The sequence below is a fragment of the Pseudomonas sp. GL-RE-26 genome, assembly GCF_019956275.1.
In the GTDB taxonomy this organism is placed as follows: domain Bacteria; phylum Pseudomonadota; class Gammaproteobacteria; order Pseudomonadales; family Pseudomonadaceae; genus Aquipseudomonas; species Aquipseudomonas grandcourensis.
This window is the reverse complement of sequence record NZ_JAHBDI010000036.1, coordinates 1-15,330: the sequence shown is the minus strand read 5'-3', so window position 1 is coordinate 15,330 and position 15,330 is coordinate 1. Positions and strand designations below refer to the sequence as shown.

The following is a 15,330-nucleotide window of genomic DNA, read 5'->3' as shown; positions in this document are numbered from 1 at the left end:
CGATCCCTGAAGCCTGGAGACAGACCATGAGCGAACTCAAACGCGTCGAGCGTATCGAATCCACCCCGTTCCAGAGCCCTTCCGAGCAGAACGTGCAGGGCTGGGAACGCGTCGGCTCCCTGGCCGGCGGTGTGGTGATGGTGGGCAAGGGCCTGCGTCGTGGCGGGATCTTTGGCCTGATCCAGGTGGCCATCGGCGGCGTGGCCCTGGCCCGTGGTATTACCGGCCACAGCTCGGCGAAAAGCCTGCTGGAGAAAGGCCGTCAGGACATGAACAACGTGCGGGCGAAAATCCAGCGGGCGGGTGAAGAACTGAGCCAGATGAAAGCCAATGCCGAGGCGGCGACCAAAACCGCGACGGTTACGGGCAATGATTCGTTGAAGTCACCGAAGACCGGGGTTTGATCCGGATCGTCCGGTGGGGCTGATGGCCCTATCGCGAGCAAGCTCGCTCCCACAGGGTTATGTGGCGTTCACAACAATTGCATTCACCTCCAATCATTGTGGGAGCGAGCTTGCTCGCGATGACGGACTCACTGAATCAACTCAGTACTCAGTACTTTTGAAGAACCACCGATCACGCTCTCGCTGAGCTGAACAAACGCCTGGGTATCGATATCCCCCAGCCGCATCGCCCCGCGCAACACGTCGTCCAGCGACCGCTTGTTGTGGGTTTTCAGGCGAATCTCGCGATCCAGTTCCTGCAGCAACACCACCGCCCTGGCCACCTGCATCGCAGTGATCTGTTCACCACGCAGCGTGGTGACTTTCTGGCTGTTCCTGACCAGTTTGGCGTGCAGGTTCTCGTAGCGCTCATCACTCATGCCACCAGCCCGGCGCACCAGTTCGATGGCGTAATACTCGGCAAAGCCTTCGCTGATCCAGTCACTGCGCTGGGTGCCGTTGATCCGCCCAAACATCTGGGCCAACTCGCGGACCAGGGCACTGGTGCCGCTTTCGCTGACCAACGGCAGACGACTGTTGAGGTAGATCGACTCATGCGCCGACTGGCTGCCGCGCCACATTGGGTCATTGGCCCCGACGATCAGCAGTTTGCCCGGGTGTCGCGGATACAGCGCCTGCACTTGCGGCCAGACGAAGGTCAGTAGCGTCAGCACATCCATACGGTGCATGCCCTGCCCCAGCGGCGAGGCGACGGTGACCTCGGTCTCGCCCAGACGAGTACGGCGGCTGCCGAGCTGACCCGCGAGCATCCAGCCGGTGGGCCGGTCGAACAGTCGGGAAGGGTTGTCGATACGGAATTTATTCGGGCCGATTCGTGGCCACGCGGTTTCAACGCTGTTCCAGCCACCGGGCAGTTCGAATTCGAGGCGTGCAACCAGTTCGATGCCGTCCTGTTGATCGAGTCTGGCAGCCGGTACCAGATCGTCGCCGCGCATCAACGCCCAGTGTGGCGTCATGCGCGTGTCGAAGCTGCCGCTCTTGCGCCCGTGGCTGATGTTCACGCGGTAGGTCAGGCTGGCCTTGTCGGCAGCAGGATGCCAGACACCACGCGCCGCATTGCCGGGGGTCAGCTGCCATTGGCCGTCAGCCTTGAAATCGCTGTAGTGACTGCCGTCGCCAAGGTCGAAATCCAGGCTGCGTACCACCGAGCCCTGGGCAAGCGTCAGGCGCACTTCGGCCTGATCGCTCTGGGGCAACAGGCGCACGTGGTAATCCAGATTGACCTTGTTCGCAGCCCATGCGGGCGAATTCACGACCAGTAATCCAACAACCCACGCCTGCCGCCATCCCACAGCCATACACACTCCTTCGTGAAAGGTTGAACCTCAGGCCATCAGCCTGCTCGGAAAATCAGGTGATCTTCCCAGTCATCTTCCGGCACGCTGCCTTCGGCGAGCATGCGCCCGGACTGGGAAATCCGCTCGTGATGAACAGCATCGCGATCACCGCACACCAGGTGGTGCCACAACGGCAGATCCTTGCCTTCGCTGACCAGGCGATAGCCGCAGGTCGGTGGCAGCCATTTGAATTCGTCGGCCTTGCCCGGTGTGAGCTGGATACAGTCCGGCACGGAGTCACGACGGTTGGAATAGTCCTTGCACTGGCAGGTTTTCAGGTCCAGCAGTTTGCAGGCGATGCGCGTGTAATAGACGCTGTTGTCGTCTTCGTCTTCAAGCTTTTGCAGGCAGCACAATCCACAGCCGTCGCACAGCGACTCCCATTCCTCCTGATCGAGTTGATCGAGGGTCTTGCGTATCCAGAACGGTTCTACTTTGGCGGCCATGGTTCGAGTATCGACATCAGGTGGTGAAAAGGCCGCCAGTCTAGTGCCCGAAGCCCCTTGGGCCAAGCATTGGCGACTGTCGGTAGAACAGGCTTGTCAGTTTTTGCGCTGCCAAGTAGGGTTTTGCGTCGTCCCCACTTTCAAACGTAGCCAGGAATCTCTTGATGAGTGCCAACCCACGCGTTGCCGATTACGCCATTCACCCTCAGTTCACCGATCGCTGGTCGCCCCGCGCCTTCACTGGCGAAACGATTCCAGAGGAAACCCTGCTGAGCTTCTTCGAAGCCGCCCGCTGGGCACCCTCGGCCTACAACTCGCAACCTTGGCGTTTCCTTTACGCACGTCGCGACACGCCAAACTGGGAGCGTTACCTGGGCCTGCTGAACGAATTCAACCGCAGCTGGGCACAACATGCTTCGGCCCTGGTGATCGTGATTTCGAAAACCACCTTCGCCGTGCCTGGCGCCACCGAAGAAACCCCGGCCCTGTGGCACACCTTCGACACCGGTTCCGCCTGGGGCCACCTGGCCTTGCAAGCGAGCCTGAGCGGCTGGCACACCCACGGCATGGCCGGTTTCGACCAGGAACTGACCCGCAAGGAGCTGAACATTCCTGAAGGCTACGCCCTGCACGCCGCCCTCGCGGTGGGCAAGCTGGGGGACAAGGCGAGCTTGGCGGATTACCTGCAAGCCCGTGAAGAACCAAGCCCGCGTCGTCCATTGAGCGAATTGGCGGCTGAAGGTGATTTCACCCTCTAAGCCACTGCAAAAAACATTGTGGGAGCGAGCTTGCTCGCGATGGCGGCAGGACATTCAACTTTGATGTTGGATGTACAGACCCCATCGCGAGCAAGCTCGCTCCCACAGGTTTGGTGTTCCAGGCAGAATCAGCGGTGGATCAATACCCGCGATCGAAATCCACTTCCCCGCGTAACGCCTCTCCCGCCTGATACGCCCGAAGGTTCTCGACAAACAGTTTCACCATCATCGAAGGCGAAGTAGGTGCCGAGCTGTGGCCGGTCAGCAGCAGGCCCCAGGCCGTCCAGAATGGATGACGCTGGGGCAAGGGTTCCTGACGGCACACGTCGATCACTGCGCCCGCCAGATGCCCTTCCTTCAAGGCTTCCACCAGATCCGCATCGACCACCGCCACACCGCGCCCGGCGTTGATGAACAACCCGGTCGGCTTGAATTGCTTGAACAGCGTCGCGTCGTAGATATCGTGGGTTTCCACGGTGTTCGGCAGCAGATTGACCACGTAATCGACTTCACCGACCAGCCGCGGCAGATCCGCCAGTGAACCGACCTCGATAAACGGTGCCTGCTCCCGTGCCGTGCTGGCAATGCCATACAACTCGACGCCGAACGGTACGAGGAACTGCGCGACACTTTGACCGATATCACCGGTGCCGACGATCAACACCTTGCGCCCGGCCAGGCTCTGGCCATGGCGACTGTCCCATTTGCGCTCGACCTGGCTGACCAGTCGCGCCAGCACTTCACGTTCGTGACCGAGCATGTACGTGAGCACGTACTCGGCCATGACCTGGCCGAAGATGCCGACTGCACGGGTCAGTCGATAGTGCCGCGGCAACCCATCGGCCAGCAGCGGCGTGATGCCGGCCCAGGTCGATTGCAACCATTGCGGTTGATGGCCCTGACGCAACAGGGTCGCCAGCAAATCAGGCTGGCCGAGCCACACCGGGCAATCGGCGGCCTGACTGGCCAGTTCAGCGGAATCACCGCTGGTCAGCACCTCCAGGTCCGGTGCCGCCTCGCGCAACAGTTGGGCGTACACCGGGTGGTCGTGTTCAGCAATCAGGACGCGCATGCTTCAAACCTTTCAAAAACGGTGCAGACGGCCGCCGACGGAGCAGTGCTCCGTCGATGCTGCCATCGCTAAAATCAATCAGTGTTTCATAACCACGCTGAACAGAGTCTGTCTGCCGCTCACATCGGATCGTTACGACGCAACAATTCTTCCGGCAGGTGCTCGATGTACTCGTCTTCGGCAGGCGGCATTTGCAGGTGATAACCCTGTTTTTCGAGGTTTTCCAGCACGACCGTGATGTCCTCGCGCGACAGTTTGCGCTCGGGGCTCAGCACCAGGTCGAACGCGTGGATGGCCTTGCCGAAAGCTGCCATCAGGGGATCCGGCACGCGCTCCAGAGCATCGCTCTTGAGCACATACAGGTACATTTCGTTTCTCTTCGAGCTGCGGTAGATGGAACAAATACGTTTCAAGGCTGTTCTCCGGCGGTGGCCAGGCTGTCGAGCAGCGCCTGGCCCATCAATTCGCGGCGCCAGCCACGCAGCGAATCAGGCAATTGGTAGGGACCATTGGGGAAGCCGCTCTTGAGCAGCGCTTCCAGGGTTTTCTTGCGCAGCATCAGTTCCGGCGCGATGTTCAGGCGTTCGGCTTCGGCCTGGCCTATGGCCTTCATTTGTTTGAGCAGCACAGCGGCATCCACCGGCAACGGCTCCGGCACGGCTGGTGGCCATTGATCAGGCGACACACTGCCAGAGCGCTTGATCAGATCAAGCAGAAACTCGCCGTCCTGACGCACGGTACGCGGGTGCATGTCTTCGATTTTCGCCAGGGCGCCGAGGTTATCCGGTTGCGTACGCGCCAGCGGCCACAACGAATGCTCGCGGATAATCCGGTTGCGCGGCAGGTCGCGGACCCGGGCTTCCTTTTCACGCCAGGCGCAGAGCTCACGCAAAACGGCGAGTTGAGCGCGGGACAGCTTCCAGGCCAGCTTGGCATCGCGATAGACCTCGTACGGGTCGATCTCGCGGCGCAGGTTGGCCACCAGTTCGGCGCCGTCTTCCAGGACCCAGGCGTATTTGTCGTCAGACAGCTTTGGGCGCAGCTTTACGAAGACTTCAGCCAAATGCACGGCGTCTTCGGCGGCATAGCTGATCTGGGTTTCGGAAAGCGGACGTTGCAGCCAGTCGGAACGGGTTTCACCCTTGGGCAGGTCGATGCCGAGCACTTCCTGCACCAGCCGCGAATAACCCATGGAAAAACCGAGGTTCAGGTAAGCGGCAGCCAATTGCGTATCGAACAGTGGCGCCGGCAGGCTGCCGGTCAGGCGTAGCAGGACTTCGAGGTCTTCGCTGCACGCGTGGACAACTTTGAGCACCGCCGGGTTTTCCAGCAACGCGGCCAATGGCTGCCAGTTGTCGATGGTCAGCGGGTCGATCAGATAGGCGCGAACGCCAACACCGATTTGCAGCAGGCCGGCGATCGGATAGAAGGTGTCGACCCGCATGAATTCGGTATCGAGGGCAACGAATGGCAACTGTTGCCACTCGGTGCACAACCGTCCGAGGCTATCGTTGTCGCGAATCCAGTGAATATCGATGGCCACACGGCTCTCCCTTGAAGAATGGCGCGCAGTATATATCGCCCCCGGCGATTTCCGCGCATCCACTGAACAAGAGCGTTAGCGAAAATTACTGCGTGACATACAGAATAGTCCGACAAAGTCGGGCTAGCTGGTCTTACCCAGCACATAGACCCGCATCCGCGCGCAACCAGGGAAAAAATCCTGATGGCTGAGCAAACGGAAACCCGCCTGCCTGAACTCGCTTTCTACCTCGGCCTTGCTCGGTAATGGCCGGGCCGGAACGCCCTCCACACCTGAATGTGCGCCCTTGAAAAGTCCGTCATGGCGCACCGCGACAATCACCGTATCGCGACTGACTCGGTAAAACTCACCCAGCATCGCCAGACGATGTTCCGGGTTATGGAGGAGCTGAAACAGTTGCATGCAAAAAATGCAGTCAACCGCGTTCTCCGACAAGCCAATCGAGAACGCGGAACTCTGAAAGGTCTTGACCCGCTTCAACAGACTCTGCGGGTGATGTGTGCGGGCATGATCGAGGATGTCCTGGGACGGATCCGTCGCAAGGATCACCCGATTCGCGTGCTCGGCCAGCACTGGCCAGAAACGCCCCACACCACAAGCCACATCAAGGATCAGACCAGGCTCGCCAGCGACCTTGAGTGCATTGCGCACCAGACGCTCCTCACGCCAGAGCGCCAGACGCCCGCCCAGACCCGGCGCTTGCGGCTGAAGGCAGACGCGCGCGTGCTCCTGGTCGTAGCGCCGGGCGATCTCAAGCTCGATGGCGGTTGGAGGCTGAGCAGACATGTGCAATGGCTCTTGATAAAAGTTCTACAGGCCGCAGGTCGGCGGCCGCCGCGTGAAACAGAATCGGAGCACTCAATCCTTGGCCAACACTCCGTCGGCCACTGGACCACGACATCCGGCAAACATGTCCAGATCCTGGTTGTACACCTTGCTGCTGACCTCCAGCAGCCCAAGCATCGAATGGAACAGGTTGTCCTGGCTCAGGGGTTTTTCACGACTCTGTTGCAGGCAGTGGGTATCTACCGCAAACGACTTTTTATAGCTGTCGGAGAACCAGGCAAACATGGCTACATGCTTTTGCTGCTCGGGTGCCAGCATGTAAGGCGTGCCGTGGAGGAACAAGTTGTATTCACCCAGGGACTCGCCGTGGTCCGACAGATACAGCATCGCGGTGTCCACTTTGCCCTGGTTACTGCGCAGCAGATCGATCAAGGTCGACAGCACATGGTCGGTATAGACCAGGGTGTTGTCGTAGCCATTGACGATACTTTCGCGACTGCAATTGTTCAGGGCATTACTTTCGCAAACCGGGGTGAAGCGCTCGAATTCTTTCGGGTAACGCTTGAAGTACTCCGGACCGTGGCTGCCCATCTGGTGCAATACCAGTACAGTGTCCTTGTCCAGGGTATCGATGAAATGTTGCAGGCCTTGCAACAGGATTTCGTCGCGGCATTCGCTGTTGTTGCACAGCGCCGGATCTTTCAGGTTGCTGACGTCCTGAATGGTGACGCGATCGCAGGTACCTTTGCAGCCTGACTGGTTGTCACGCCAGATCACGTCGATACCCGCATGCTTGAGCACGTCCAGCAGGCCTTCTTCGTTCTTTGCCTTGCTGGCGTTGTAGTCCTTGCGCCCCATATTGGAGAACATGCAAGGCACCGATACGGCGGTTTCAGTACCGCAGGAATGCACATCGGTGAAAGCGATCAGGCCATCTTCCTTACTCAGTTTCGGAGTGGTGTCGCGGCTATAGCCAAGGATGCCGAAGTTCTCCGCCCGGGCACTTTCACCCACCACAAGCACCGTCAGGGATTTGCGTCCGTGAGTTTGCCAGGCCGGATTGCGCTGGGCATCTTCACCGATCTTGACAAAGGGCTGCCGGGCCGTCGCTACTTTCTCGCGCAAGAAACCAGACGTGGCACCAATGTAGTTGCTTGGCACCACCATCAGGCGCAACTCGTGGTGATTGCGAAACAGCGAAGACAGGCCTTGATAGTTAACCAGTGCGACACCACCAATGACTGCCGCCGAAGCAAAAGTCACTAGGGCTTTACTGAGCAACTCACGATGCCAGCGACGATAACTAATTGGAGTTTTCCACAACAGCCATGACGGCAATACGCCGAGCAGCACAATATAAACAAACAACTTAGGTGACAGTAAGTCGCGCACTTCCGTAGCGTTGGTTTCAGCGAAGTTACGCAACATGCCGGTGTCGATCAGGACACCATACTGGCTCATGAAATACGCCACGCCCGCGCTAGTCATGAACAGCAGGGTCAGGACCGGCTTGAGCACCGGCCGGAAGGCCAGCAGGGTCAGCACAATGTTGAAGGCCGCGAAAATCATCACCCCAAAGGCCACGCGCATGACGATGCCCTTGCCGTCGGATGCGGTGATTTCGAACAGGTGTTGCCAGAGTACAAAATTGAAGCCAAACAACAAAAATGCGCTGGCAATCAGTGTCACCCATTCGGGGCGCACGGCTTTAATCTTAAGCATGAGTTTCGGCGGGTCCTGAAAAAAGGCGTCTTCGGAAAATGTGAAAATTTCATTTACCGAGACAGCTCTAATTTTAGGTAGTCAACCATCAATTTTTTGTGAAAAAGAAGCCAACAATTAGTTGGCTTATAAAACCAGCCTAGAACTTCCAGACTGGCTGAGAACGATTCAGCTCCAGTACAGCCTCGGCTCAAGCCTGGTGCAAATACCATCGCCAGTCCTGCTCGCCGACCTCCCCCATGAATTGACGATATTCGGCGCGTTTCACTGCCAGGTAAACGCCGAGGAATTTGTCGCCGAAGGCTTCCCTGGCCCAACTTGAACCTTCCAGCGATCGCAAGGTGGTCAGCCAGTCTGTCGGCAACAGTTTCGTGGCCTGGGCGTAGCCATTGCCTTCCACCGGCGCACCAGGGTCGAGCTGTTCGCGGATACCGCGATGAATACCGGCCAGAATCGCCGCAGCCGCCAGATAGGGGTTGGCGTCTGCGCCACAGATTCGATGTTCGATGTGCCGGGAATACGCAGGCCCGCCAGGTACGCGCAAACTCACGGTGCGATTGTCCACGCCCCAGGTGGCCGCCAGGGGCGCATAGCTGTTGGCCTGGAATCGACGGTAGGAGTTGGCGTTGGGGCAGAACAGCAACAGCGAATCGAGCAAGGTACTGAGCATGCCGGCGACGGCCTGCTTGAGCAGTGGCGTTCCATCCGGGGCTTCGCTGGCAAAGAGGTTGTTGCCGTCCTTGTCCGCCAGGCTCACGTGCATGTGCATCCCGGTGCCGGCCAGGTCATCGAAAGGCTTGGCCATGAAGCAGGCTGTCATGCCGTGCTTGTGCGCCACACCCTTGACCAGACGCTTGTAGCGCACCGCTTCATCCATCGCCTGTAGTGTGTCGGAGCGGTGCTCGAGGGTGATTTCCACTTGTCCCGGTGCGTATTCGGAAATGGCCGTGCGCGCCGGAATCCCCTGGAGTTTGCAGGCACTGTAGAGATCGGCCAGGAACGGCTCGATCTGCTCAAGCTCGCGCAACCCATAGACCTGGGTGCCGTGCGGACGCCCGCCATCGACATCCCGTGCCGGTTGCGGCCGGCCATTGCTGTCGCGTTGCTGATCCAGCAGGTAGAACTCCAATTCCGCCGCCATGACCGGGTAATAACCGTCTGCCTGCAAACCTTCGATGACTTTGGCCAGCAAATGACGGGGATCGGCAATGGTGGCGGGCATTCCCTCCGTCGGGTGCATGCTGACCTGCACGGCAGCGGTCGGTATCAGACGCCACGGCATTCGCGTGAGGCTGCCGCTGATCGGGTAGGCCCGGCAGTCGATATCACCGACGTCCCAGACCAGCCCGGAGTTTTCCACGTCATCGCCGTTGATGGTCAGGCCGAGGATGGTGCTCGGCAATGGCCGCCCGCTTTCATACACCGCCAGCAACTCGTCACGATGCAACAGCTTGCCCCGCGGCACACCGTTGTTGTCGAGGATGAACAGCTCGAACATTTCAATATCCGGGTTCTGCTCCAGAAAGGTCTGGGCTTCTTGCCGGGTGGCAAACGAGGTCGTGGCACTACTCATGGGAACTCTCTTTTTCCGTGTCAGGCGGGTGCGCAAAAGCACCCGTACTTTAATTCCGGCATCAACCGGAATATGTAGGAACAATCAGCGGAAAAAGCAGGAATCCGGCGGGCGCGCATGGCGGCAATGCCACAGCGCCCAGAAAGCCAGTTCAGAAGGAAGTGCAGAGAGGTTTGGCGCGGTGGCGGGCGTGAATCGACGACCAAGGCTCGACGCCCGAACGTCGATGGATGCCTTGAAGTGGATTGCGACTGGCCGACCGTCCATAGAGAGAACCGCAGAAAACAGATGACCCGCAGCGTCACACGATGGCTTGAGTCGTTAAATCAGGATTTGAAGAACCTTGGATGTCGTCTGGCTAAACATTTGGCTACGACTTGTATTTAATTTCTAAATACTTCGCCGGAATTTCTGATTTGCCGCCTCCAGGCCTCGCGCGCCTAATCGGAACCCTATTGTTCAAGGTCCGATCATGGAAAACACCCGAGCCACTTCCCGCCCTGCCCTCTGGCTCATGTTCAGCATTGTCCTGGTTGCCCTGAACCTGCGCCCTTCCATGGCCGCTATCGGGCCTCTGCTCTCGGCGATTCGCGACGACATTGCGCTGAGCTTCAGCCAGGCTTCACTGCTGACAATGTTGCCGGTGACGGCCATGGGACTGGCGATGTTTGCCGGCCTGCGCGTCAGCCAGAGATTCGGCGAGCAGCGCACGGTGGTGTTCTCGTTGCTGGTCATCGGCGTGGCCACGCTTTCGCGGTTGTTCCTTGATTCAGCCGCGGAGCTGCTCCTCAGCGCAGTGCTGGCTGGTATCGGTATTGCCCTGATACAGGCCCTGATGCCGACACTGATCAAATCCCGCTTCAGCGACCACGTGGCCCTGTGCATGGGGCTCTACGTCACGTCAATCATGGGCGGAGCCGCCATGGGGGCTTCCTTTGCGCCGCTGGTGATGGAGCGTACCGGCAGCTGGCGTATGGGCCTGGCGATGTGGGCCGTTCTCGCTGTGCTGGCATTACTCTTCTGGCGCGGCCAAAGCGCGGGGATGCCAACACTGGATTCGAGGGCATCCAGCAAAGGTTCGTACTTCGCCAATTCCCGCGCGTGGTTACTCGCTATTTTCTTTGGCCTGGGCACTGCGTCCTACACCTGTGTTCTGGCCTGGCTGGCGCCGTACTACGTGGAAAAGGGCTGGAGCGAACAGCACGCCGGATTGCTGCTCGGGTTTCTGACCGCCATGGAAGTGCTGTCGGGCCTGCTGACGCCCGTCATCGCCAATCGCAGCCGCGACCGCCGCATCGTGCTGACGGTATTGCTGGCACTGATCATCGCCGGATTCTGTGGACTGATTCTGAGCCCGCAGCATTTGAGCCTGATGTGGCCATGCCTGCTGGGGCTGGGCATTGGCGGCCTGTTCCCGATGAGCCTGATCGTGTCGCTGGACCACCTGGACAATCCATTGCGTGCCGGTGGCCTGACCGCATTCGTTCAAGGCATCGGCTACTTGATCGCTGGCCTATCGCCGCTGCTGGCGGGGATCATCCGCGGCCGGCTCGGCAGCTTTGAATGGGCCTGGTGGTCGCTCACGGCGGTCATGGCGCTGATGCTGCTGATGGTTTTTCGCTTCAACCCAAGGCACTACACCCGTCACATCCATTGACCTGGAGCCTGCCATGAAAACCACCTGTTTCGCCGTCGCTCACGCCAGCATGCTTCTTTGGGCCTTGTTGATCGCCGCATCGTTTTCCGCTGCGGCGCAAGTGAGCCAGGCCATCGACCCGATCCTGCTGACCGGTTTGCGCCTGTTGTTTTGCGCCTTGGTGTTTCTGCCGCTGTTGCTGCTAAAAGGCGATGCCGTCATGACCACCCGCGCGCTGCTGGGTCACGCGGTACTCGGCCTGCTGCTGGCGCTGTACTTCGGTTCGCTGTTCGAAGCGTTGCGCTACACCTCGGCCGTCAACACCGGGACGATGTTCACGCTGGTGCCGCTGATGACCCTGGGTTTCGAAGCCGTGCTGACACCTGACAGCCGTCTGAAACAACGGATTGTGCCGATGCTGCTCGCCGCTGCGGGGGCGGTTTTGTTGATCATGAAAGGCACCGGCCCCGGTGAGTTGCCATCGCCCTATGCACTGACGGTGTATGGCATCGGCTGCCTGGCGATGGCGCTCTACGCCCCCCTCAGTCAGCACCTGAAAGCCGATAGCCTCAAGGGACGCGGACCGGTGTTCATGACGTTCTGGAACATGCTGTTCGGTGCGCTGTTTTTGCTGGTGTCCTGTGGATTCAGTGGCGGTTGGCGCTCGGCATCATTACTGACGCTCAACGATTTCTATTGGCTGATGTACCTGGCGGTGTTCGCCACACTGGCGACGTTCTGGCTGCTGCACCGGGCCATCGGCGTGATCGCGCCGTCCTCGGTGATTTCCTACATCTACCTGAGCACGCTGTTCATCACCTTGTTTCACTGGCTTTGGGGGCGCCAGATGCCGCTGCCGCAGGAAATGGCCGGCGCGGTGCTGGTGGGCCTCGGCATGTTCGCGCTATTGATGTCCAGTCGCCGCGCCGTGTCGGCGATGGTCCAGGGCTGACAGGGTCTTGGGCGAAACGTCCTGCAAGGCATTTTCCCTGCTCGCTCATTCCGTTAGGATAATTCACCCACCCCTGCACACGGTCAGCGCAAGGGACCCAGCGAGACGCAATGGATGCTGAACAGCAATTCGCTTAGAAAACTCGACATGCAGGACCTCATGGTGTTCGTCGCCGTGTATGAGCAGAACAGCGTCACCGTCGTATCCGAGACGCTCTGCGTCAGCCAGTCAACGGTGAGTTACTGCTTGAAAAAACTGCGCACCAGTTTCGAGGACGAACTGTTCACCAATACCCGTACCGGCGGCATGCAGCCCACCGGCAAGGCCAGCGCGATGTACCCTCACGTGCTGAAAATCCTCGATAGCATCAACCTGTGTCACGCCGGCTTACCCACGTTCGACCCTGGCCTGCAACCGGTGACCTTCAATATCTGCGCACCGGAATATTTCGAGCAATTGATCCTGCCGCGCCTGTTGAAAACATTCGACCTCGCCGATCTTCCGGTGATGGTCAATGTGTTCAAACTCCAGGCCGATATCCCTGCCGAAGCGTTGCGCGAAGGCAGCCTCGACCTGGTGATGTGCTTCGGTCCGAACTTCCATCGCAGTCACATCGATTTCAAATCGCAGACGCTACTCGAAGATGACCTTGTGTGTGTTTTCGACAAACGCGCCACACCGGCGGAACCGCGCCTGAGCCTGCAAACCTATGTCGAACGTCGACATGTGTTCCCGACACCCTGGACGTCCGCCACCAACATGGTCGACGGCTGGCTTGCGCAGCAGGCACAACAGCGCCAGATCGTCGCACGCGCCAACAGCTACAGTGCAGCGCTGAAGCTGATTACCGGCACCGATTATGTCCTGACCCTACCCCGGCGCATCCAGCGATTGCTGGCCAGTACAGACACCTTCAATCACTGTGAAGCGCCCGAAGGCTTGCCGAGTTTCACCCTCGACATGCAGTGGAACCAGGGTGTCGATCAGGACAGCGCCAACACCTGGCTGCGAACGCAAGTGATCCAGGCCTGCGTCGAGCAGGAATCAGCCTGATGTTCAGTTGTTGATGGCGGTCTTGCTGTAGGAGTCGCGATCGATGTCGAGAATTTCCACGCACAACTGGACCTCGATGCTGCTCGGCCATTCACACAGCTCCCGCACCACCGCCAGCAGGCTTTCAGACAGCTGTTTCTTGATCTCTGCGGAACGACCACTCAACAGCGCCAGTTTCACATGCACGAACGCCCGCTCGGCCAGTGCCGTGCCGACCTTGAACGTCTCGACCTTGACCGCGCGGCTCTTGATGTCGAATTCGGCAGCAAACTGACCGGAACCCACCAATGTATTGTTCAACCGCATCAATGCCACATCGGCATTCAGATCAGTCAGGTTGGCGGTGTATTCCATGTGCAGGTGAGGCATGAGTCAGTTCCTGTTAGTAGGTGGAGAGGTCGTACATATAGCACAGCGCCGCCCTGTTCATTCGGGCGGTGGCAAAACGGCACGTTCACTCATGAACGCTTCCAGGCGCGAGCGTAACCAGCGCTCGGCAGGGTCGGTATCGACATGACTGAGCCAGACCATGGACAGGTCCAGGGTGGGTGTCTGGATGGGAAAGGGTTCCTTGAACAGCACTCCCGATGCAGCCATCGCCTCGGCGGTGTAGTCCGGCAGGCTGGCAATCAGGTCCGTCCCGGCAAGCAGCGCTGGCAGCGAACTGTATTGCGGTACCGAGAGCACCACTTGGCGCGTACGGCCGATGTCCGCCAGCCACTCGTCGGCGTAGCCACTGACGTTGGCGGTGTGGGATACCAGCACGTGCGGTCGCGCGCAATATTCATCGAGGGTCAGCGGTGTATCGGAGGCATCGGCGCGCAAAATGCTGGGCTGGATGTGCCGCAGCAACTTGCGCTTGGCATTGGCCGGCAAGCCACGGGTCTGGCTGATACCCACCGTGATATCGCCGGACGCCAGCAAGTCGGGAATCCGCCAGTAATCGACATGCTGCACAACGAACACCACGTTGGGCGCTTCCTGGCGCAGCGCTCGCAGTAATGGCGGCAACAGGCCGAACTCGACATCGTCGGACAGCCCGATGCGGAACGACATCGTGCTGCTGGCCGGGTCAAAATCATGGGTCAGGCTCAAGGCCACGGACAACGAATCCAGCGCTGGTGAGAGGTGCCTGATGATCTCCTCGGCCCTTGCCGTCGGCTCCATGCGATGGCCAACGCGTATGAACAGCGGATCATTGAACATCGCACGCAAGCGGTTGAGCGCCGAACTGATGGTCGGCTGGCCGAGAAACAGCTTTTCCGCCACCCGAGTGACATTGCGCTCGAGCATCAGCGTTTCGAATACCACCATCAGGTTGATATCCGCCTTGCGAAGTTCATTGCGATTCATCCACTGCCCCCCGATCCCCAAATCTGCTGACAGTTTAGGTAGCGGATGCGACTGCCGTCTATCCGACTCAGGTCCAACAGCCTGACACGGGTTGAAACGAAGCGGCCCTGAACGAGCAGCTTCCCCCTCAAACTTCCTTGATCGGGGTCTGCTCGCAGGTTCCCTTGATCAAACTGATTGCATGCAGGCAATCGGCCTTGTTGACGTACGCCTCCCCGCTGGCAATCGTTTCATGATTGCCAGCCCTCAACCGCCAACGCCATTGGCCCTTGCCAGTCAGAACAGTGCCGCGGATTTGTCTGTAAATCTCAAAATACATTGCTCGCTCCTTGCGATTGCTGGTGACTGCAGGTCAGTGCTCTGCAGTCATCAGAATAAAGGAGGAGTTTCCAAGGCGATTACTTGCAATGTCAGGGGATATTTCGCACTGGAGACCCAGAGTAACCGCGTACGAACTTTCCCGCGGACAAAAACAAAACCCCTACCTGCATACGCAGATAGGGGTTTCGGAATTTAATCTTGACGATGACCTACTCTCACATGGGGAAACCCCACACTACCATCGGCGATGCATCGTTTCACTGCTGAGTTCGGGATGGGATCAGGTGGTTCCAACGCTCTATGGTCGTCAAGAA

The 15,330-nt window shown here is 59.1% G+C and carries 16 protein-coding genes and 1 rRNA gene; 5 read left to right on the top strand and 12 right to left on the bottom strand.

What is annotated here, in order from left to right; genetic code table 11:
- Positions 1–26: 26 nt before the first annotated feature.
- The gene (locus KGB07_RS20945) at positions 27–404 is read left to right on the top strand and encodes a DUF2892 domain-containing protein (RefSeq protein ID WP_046043855.1); all 378 of its coding nucleotides are present in this window, start codon (positions 27–29) and stop codon (positions 402–404) included.
- Between the two features lie 128 nt (positions 405–532).
- Here KGB07_RS20945 and KGB07_RS20940 read toward each other — a convergent pair whose 3' ends face one another.
- Positions 533–1,762: a hypothetical protein gene (locus tag KGB07_RS20940; protein WP_223466447.1), complete on the bottom strand. Its 1,230-nt coding sequence runs from the start codon at positions 1,760–1,762 to the stop codon at positions 533–535.
- A gap of 35 nt (positions 1,763–1,797) precedes the next feature.
- Positions 1,798–2,247 carry a YcgN family cysteine cluster protein gene (locus tag KGB07_RS20935; protein ID WP_046043853.1) on the bottom strand — a complete coding sequence of 150 codons (450 nt, stop codon included), beginning with the start codon at positions 2,245–2,247 and terminating at the stop codon, positions 1,798–1,800.
- A 164-nt stretch (positions 2,248–2,411) separates the two neighbouring features.
- Between KGB07_RS20935 and KGB07_RS20930 the strand changes: the two genes are divergently transcribed.
- Entirely contained in the window at positions 2,412–3,005 is a 594-nt protein-coding gene (locus KGB07_RS20930; protein ID WP_223466446.1) for a nitroreductase family protein, read from the top strand.
- 139 nt (positions 3,006–3,144) lie between these two features.
- On the opposite strand, the gene KGB07_RS20925 is transcribed toward KGB07_RS20930, so the two are convergent.
- The 6 genes from KGB07_RS20925 to KGB07_RS20900 all read right to left on the bottom strand — a co-directional run bounded on the left by KGB07_RS20925 (position 3,145) and on the right by KGB07_RS20900 (position 9,701).
- On the bottom strand, positions 3,145–4,077 hold the full coding sequence (locus tag KGB07_RS20925) for a D-2-hydroxyacid dehydrogenase (RefSeq protein WP_046043851.1): 933 nt from the start codon (positions 4,075–4,077) through the stop codon (positions 3,145–3,147).
- Positions 4,078–4,196: 119 nt separating this feature from the next.
- On the bottom strand, positions 4,197–4,490 hold the full coding sequence (locus KGB07_RS20920; protein ID WP_046043850.1) for a YcgL domain-containing protein: 294 nt from the start codon (positions 4,488–4,490) through the stop codon (positions 4,197–4,199).
- A complete protein-coding gene (gene rnd / locus KGB07_RS20915; protein ID WP_223466445.1) occupies positions 4,487–5,620 on the bottom strand; it encodes a ribonuclease D in 1,134 nt (377 codons plus the stop codon). Before rnd ends, KGB07_RS20920 begins: the two co-directional genes overlap by 4 nt.
- A gap of 123 nt (positions 5,621–5,743) precedes the next feature.
- The gene (locus KGB07_RS20910; RefSeq protein ID WP_223466444.1) at positions 5,744–6,406 is read right to left on the bottom strand and encodes a class I SAM-dependent methyltransferase; all 663 of its coding nucleotides are present in this window, start codon (positions 6,404–6,406) and stop codon (positions 5,744–5,746) included.
- Between the two features lie 72 nt (positions 6,407–6,478).
- Positions 6,479–8,128, bottom strand: a complete 1,650-nt coding sequence (locus KGB07_RS20905) for a phosphoethanolamine transferase (protein WP_046043847.1) — start codon at positions 8,126–8,128, stop codon at positions 6,479–6,481.
- 190 nt (positions 8,129–8,318) lie between these two features.
- Positions 8,319–9,701: a glutamine synthetase family protein gene (locus KGB07_RS20900; protein WP_046043846.1), complete on the bottom strand. Its 1,383-nt coding sequence runs from the start codon at positions 9,699–9,701 to the stop codon at positions 8,319–8,321.
- Positions 9,702–10,173: 472 nt separating this feature from the next.
- On the opposite strand from KGB07_RS20900, the gene KGB07_RS20895 reads away from it, so the two are divergent.
- The 3 genes from KGB07_RS20895 to KGB07_RS20885 all read left to right on the top strand — a co-directional run bounded on the left by KGB07_RS20895 (position 10,174) and on the right by KGB07_RS20885 (position 13,342).
- Complete coding sequence (locus KGB07_RS20895) at positions 10,174–11,358, top strand: cyanate transporter (RefSeq protein ID WP_223466443.1); 1,185 nt, start codon at positions 10,174–10,176, stop codon at positions 11,356–11,358.
- A gap of 13 nt (positions 11,359–11,371) precedes the next feature.
- The gene (locus KGB07_RS20890) at positions 11,372–12,289 is read left to right on the top strand and encodes a DMT family transporter (RefSeq protein ID WP_223466442.1); all 918 of its coding nucleotides are present in this window, start codon (positions 11,372–11,374) and stop codon (positions 12,287–12,289) included.
- 114 nt (positions 12,290–12,403) lie between these two features.
- Positions 12,404–13,342, top strand: coding sequence for a LysR family transcriptional regulator (locus KGB07_RS20885; RefSeq protein ID WP_223466441.1), 939 nt, complete (start codon positions 12,404–12,406; stop codon positions 13,340–13,342).
- Positions 13,343–13,345: 3 nt separating this feature from the next.
- Here the strand turns inward: KGB07_RS20885 and KGB07_RS20880 are convergent, their stop codons facing one another.
- From KGB07_RS20880 to rrf, 4 genes are all read right to left on the bottom strand, one after another.
- Complete coding sequence (locus tag KGB07_RS20880) at positions 13,346–13,711, bottom strand: 5-carboxymethyl-2-hydroxymuconate Delta-isomerase (RefSeq protein ID WP_046043840.1); 366 nt, start codon at positions 13,709–13,711, stop codon at positions 13,346–13,348.
- Between the two features lie 57 nt (positions 13,712–13,768).
- Positions 13,769–14,695, bottom strand: a complete 927-nt coding sequence (locus KGB07_RS20875; RefSeq protein WP_046043838.1) for a LysR substrate-binding domain-containing protein — start codon at positions 14,693–14,695, stop codon at positions 13,769–13,771.
- 127 nt (positions 14,696–14,822) lie between these two features.
- Complete coding sequence (locus tag KGB07_RS20870) at positions 14,823–15,014, bottom strand: YegP family protein (RefSeq protein WP_046043837.1); 192 nt, start codon at positions 15,012–15,014, stop codon at positions 14,823–14,825.
- 198 nt (positions 15,015–15,212) lie between these two features.
- Positions 15,213–15,328, bottom strand: a 5S ribosomal RNA gene (gene rrf / locus KGB07_RS20865).
- Between the last annotated feature and the right edge of the window lie 2 nt (positions 15,329–15,330).

Coding starts and splice junctions, on each gene's coding strand:
- KGB07_RS20945 (WP_046043855.1), top strand. CDS start 27: ATGAGCGAACTCAAACGCGTCGAGCGTATCGAATCCACCCCGTTCCAG.
- KGB07_RS20940 (WP_223466447.1), bottom strand. CDS start 1,762: ATGGCTGTGGGATGGCGGCAGGCGTGGGTTGTTGGATTACTGGTCGTG.
- KGB07_RS20935 (WP_046043853.1), bottom strand. CDS start 2,247: ATGGCCGCCAAAGTAGAACCGTTCTGGATACGCAAGACCCTCGATCAA.
- KGB07_RS20930 (WP_223466446.1), top strand. CDS start 2,412: ATGAGTGCCAACCCACGCGTTGCCGATTACGCCATTCACCCTCAGTTC.
- KGB07_RS20925 (WP_046043851.1), bottom strand. CDS start 4,077: ATGCGCGTCCTGATTGCTGAACACGACCACCCGGTGTACGCCCAACTG.
- KGB07_RS20910 (WP_223466444.1), bottom strand. CDS start 6,406: ATGTCTGCTCAGCCTCCAACCGCCATCGAGCTTGAGATCGCCCGGCGC.
- KGB07_RS20905 (WP_046043847.1), bottom strand. CDS start 8,128: ATGCTTAAGATTAAAGCCGTGCGCCCCGAATGGGTGACACTGATTGCC.
- KGB07_RS20900 (WP_046043846.1), bottom strand. CDS start 9,701: ATGAGTAGTGCCACGACCTCGTTTGCCACCCGGCAAGAAGCCCAGACC.
- KGB07_RS20895 (WP_223466443.1), top strand. CDS start 10,174: ATGGAAAACACCCGAGCCACTTCCCGCCCTGCCCTCTGGCTCATGTTC.
- KGB07_RS20890 (WP_223466442.1), top strand. CDS start 11,372: ATGAAAACCACCTGTTTCGCCGTCGCTCACGCCAGCATGCTTCTTTGG.
- KGB07_RS20885 (WP_223466441.1), top strand. CDS start 12,404: ATGCTGAACAGCAATTCGCTTAGAAAACTCGACATGCAGGACCTCATG.
- KGB07_RS20880 (WP_046043840.1), bottom strand. CDS start 13,711: ATGCCTCACCTGCACATGGAATACACCGCCAACCTGACTGATCTGAAT.
- KGB07_RS20875 (WP_046043838.1), bottom strand. CDS start 14,695: ATGAATCGCAATGAACTTCGCAAGGCGGATATCAACCTGATGGTGGTA.
- KGB07_RS20870 (WP_046043837.1), bottom strand. CDS start 15,014: ATGTATTTTGAGATTTACAGACAAATCCGCGGCACTGTTCTGACTGGC.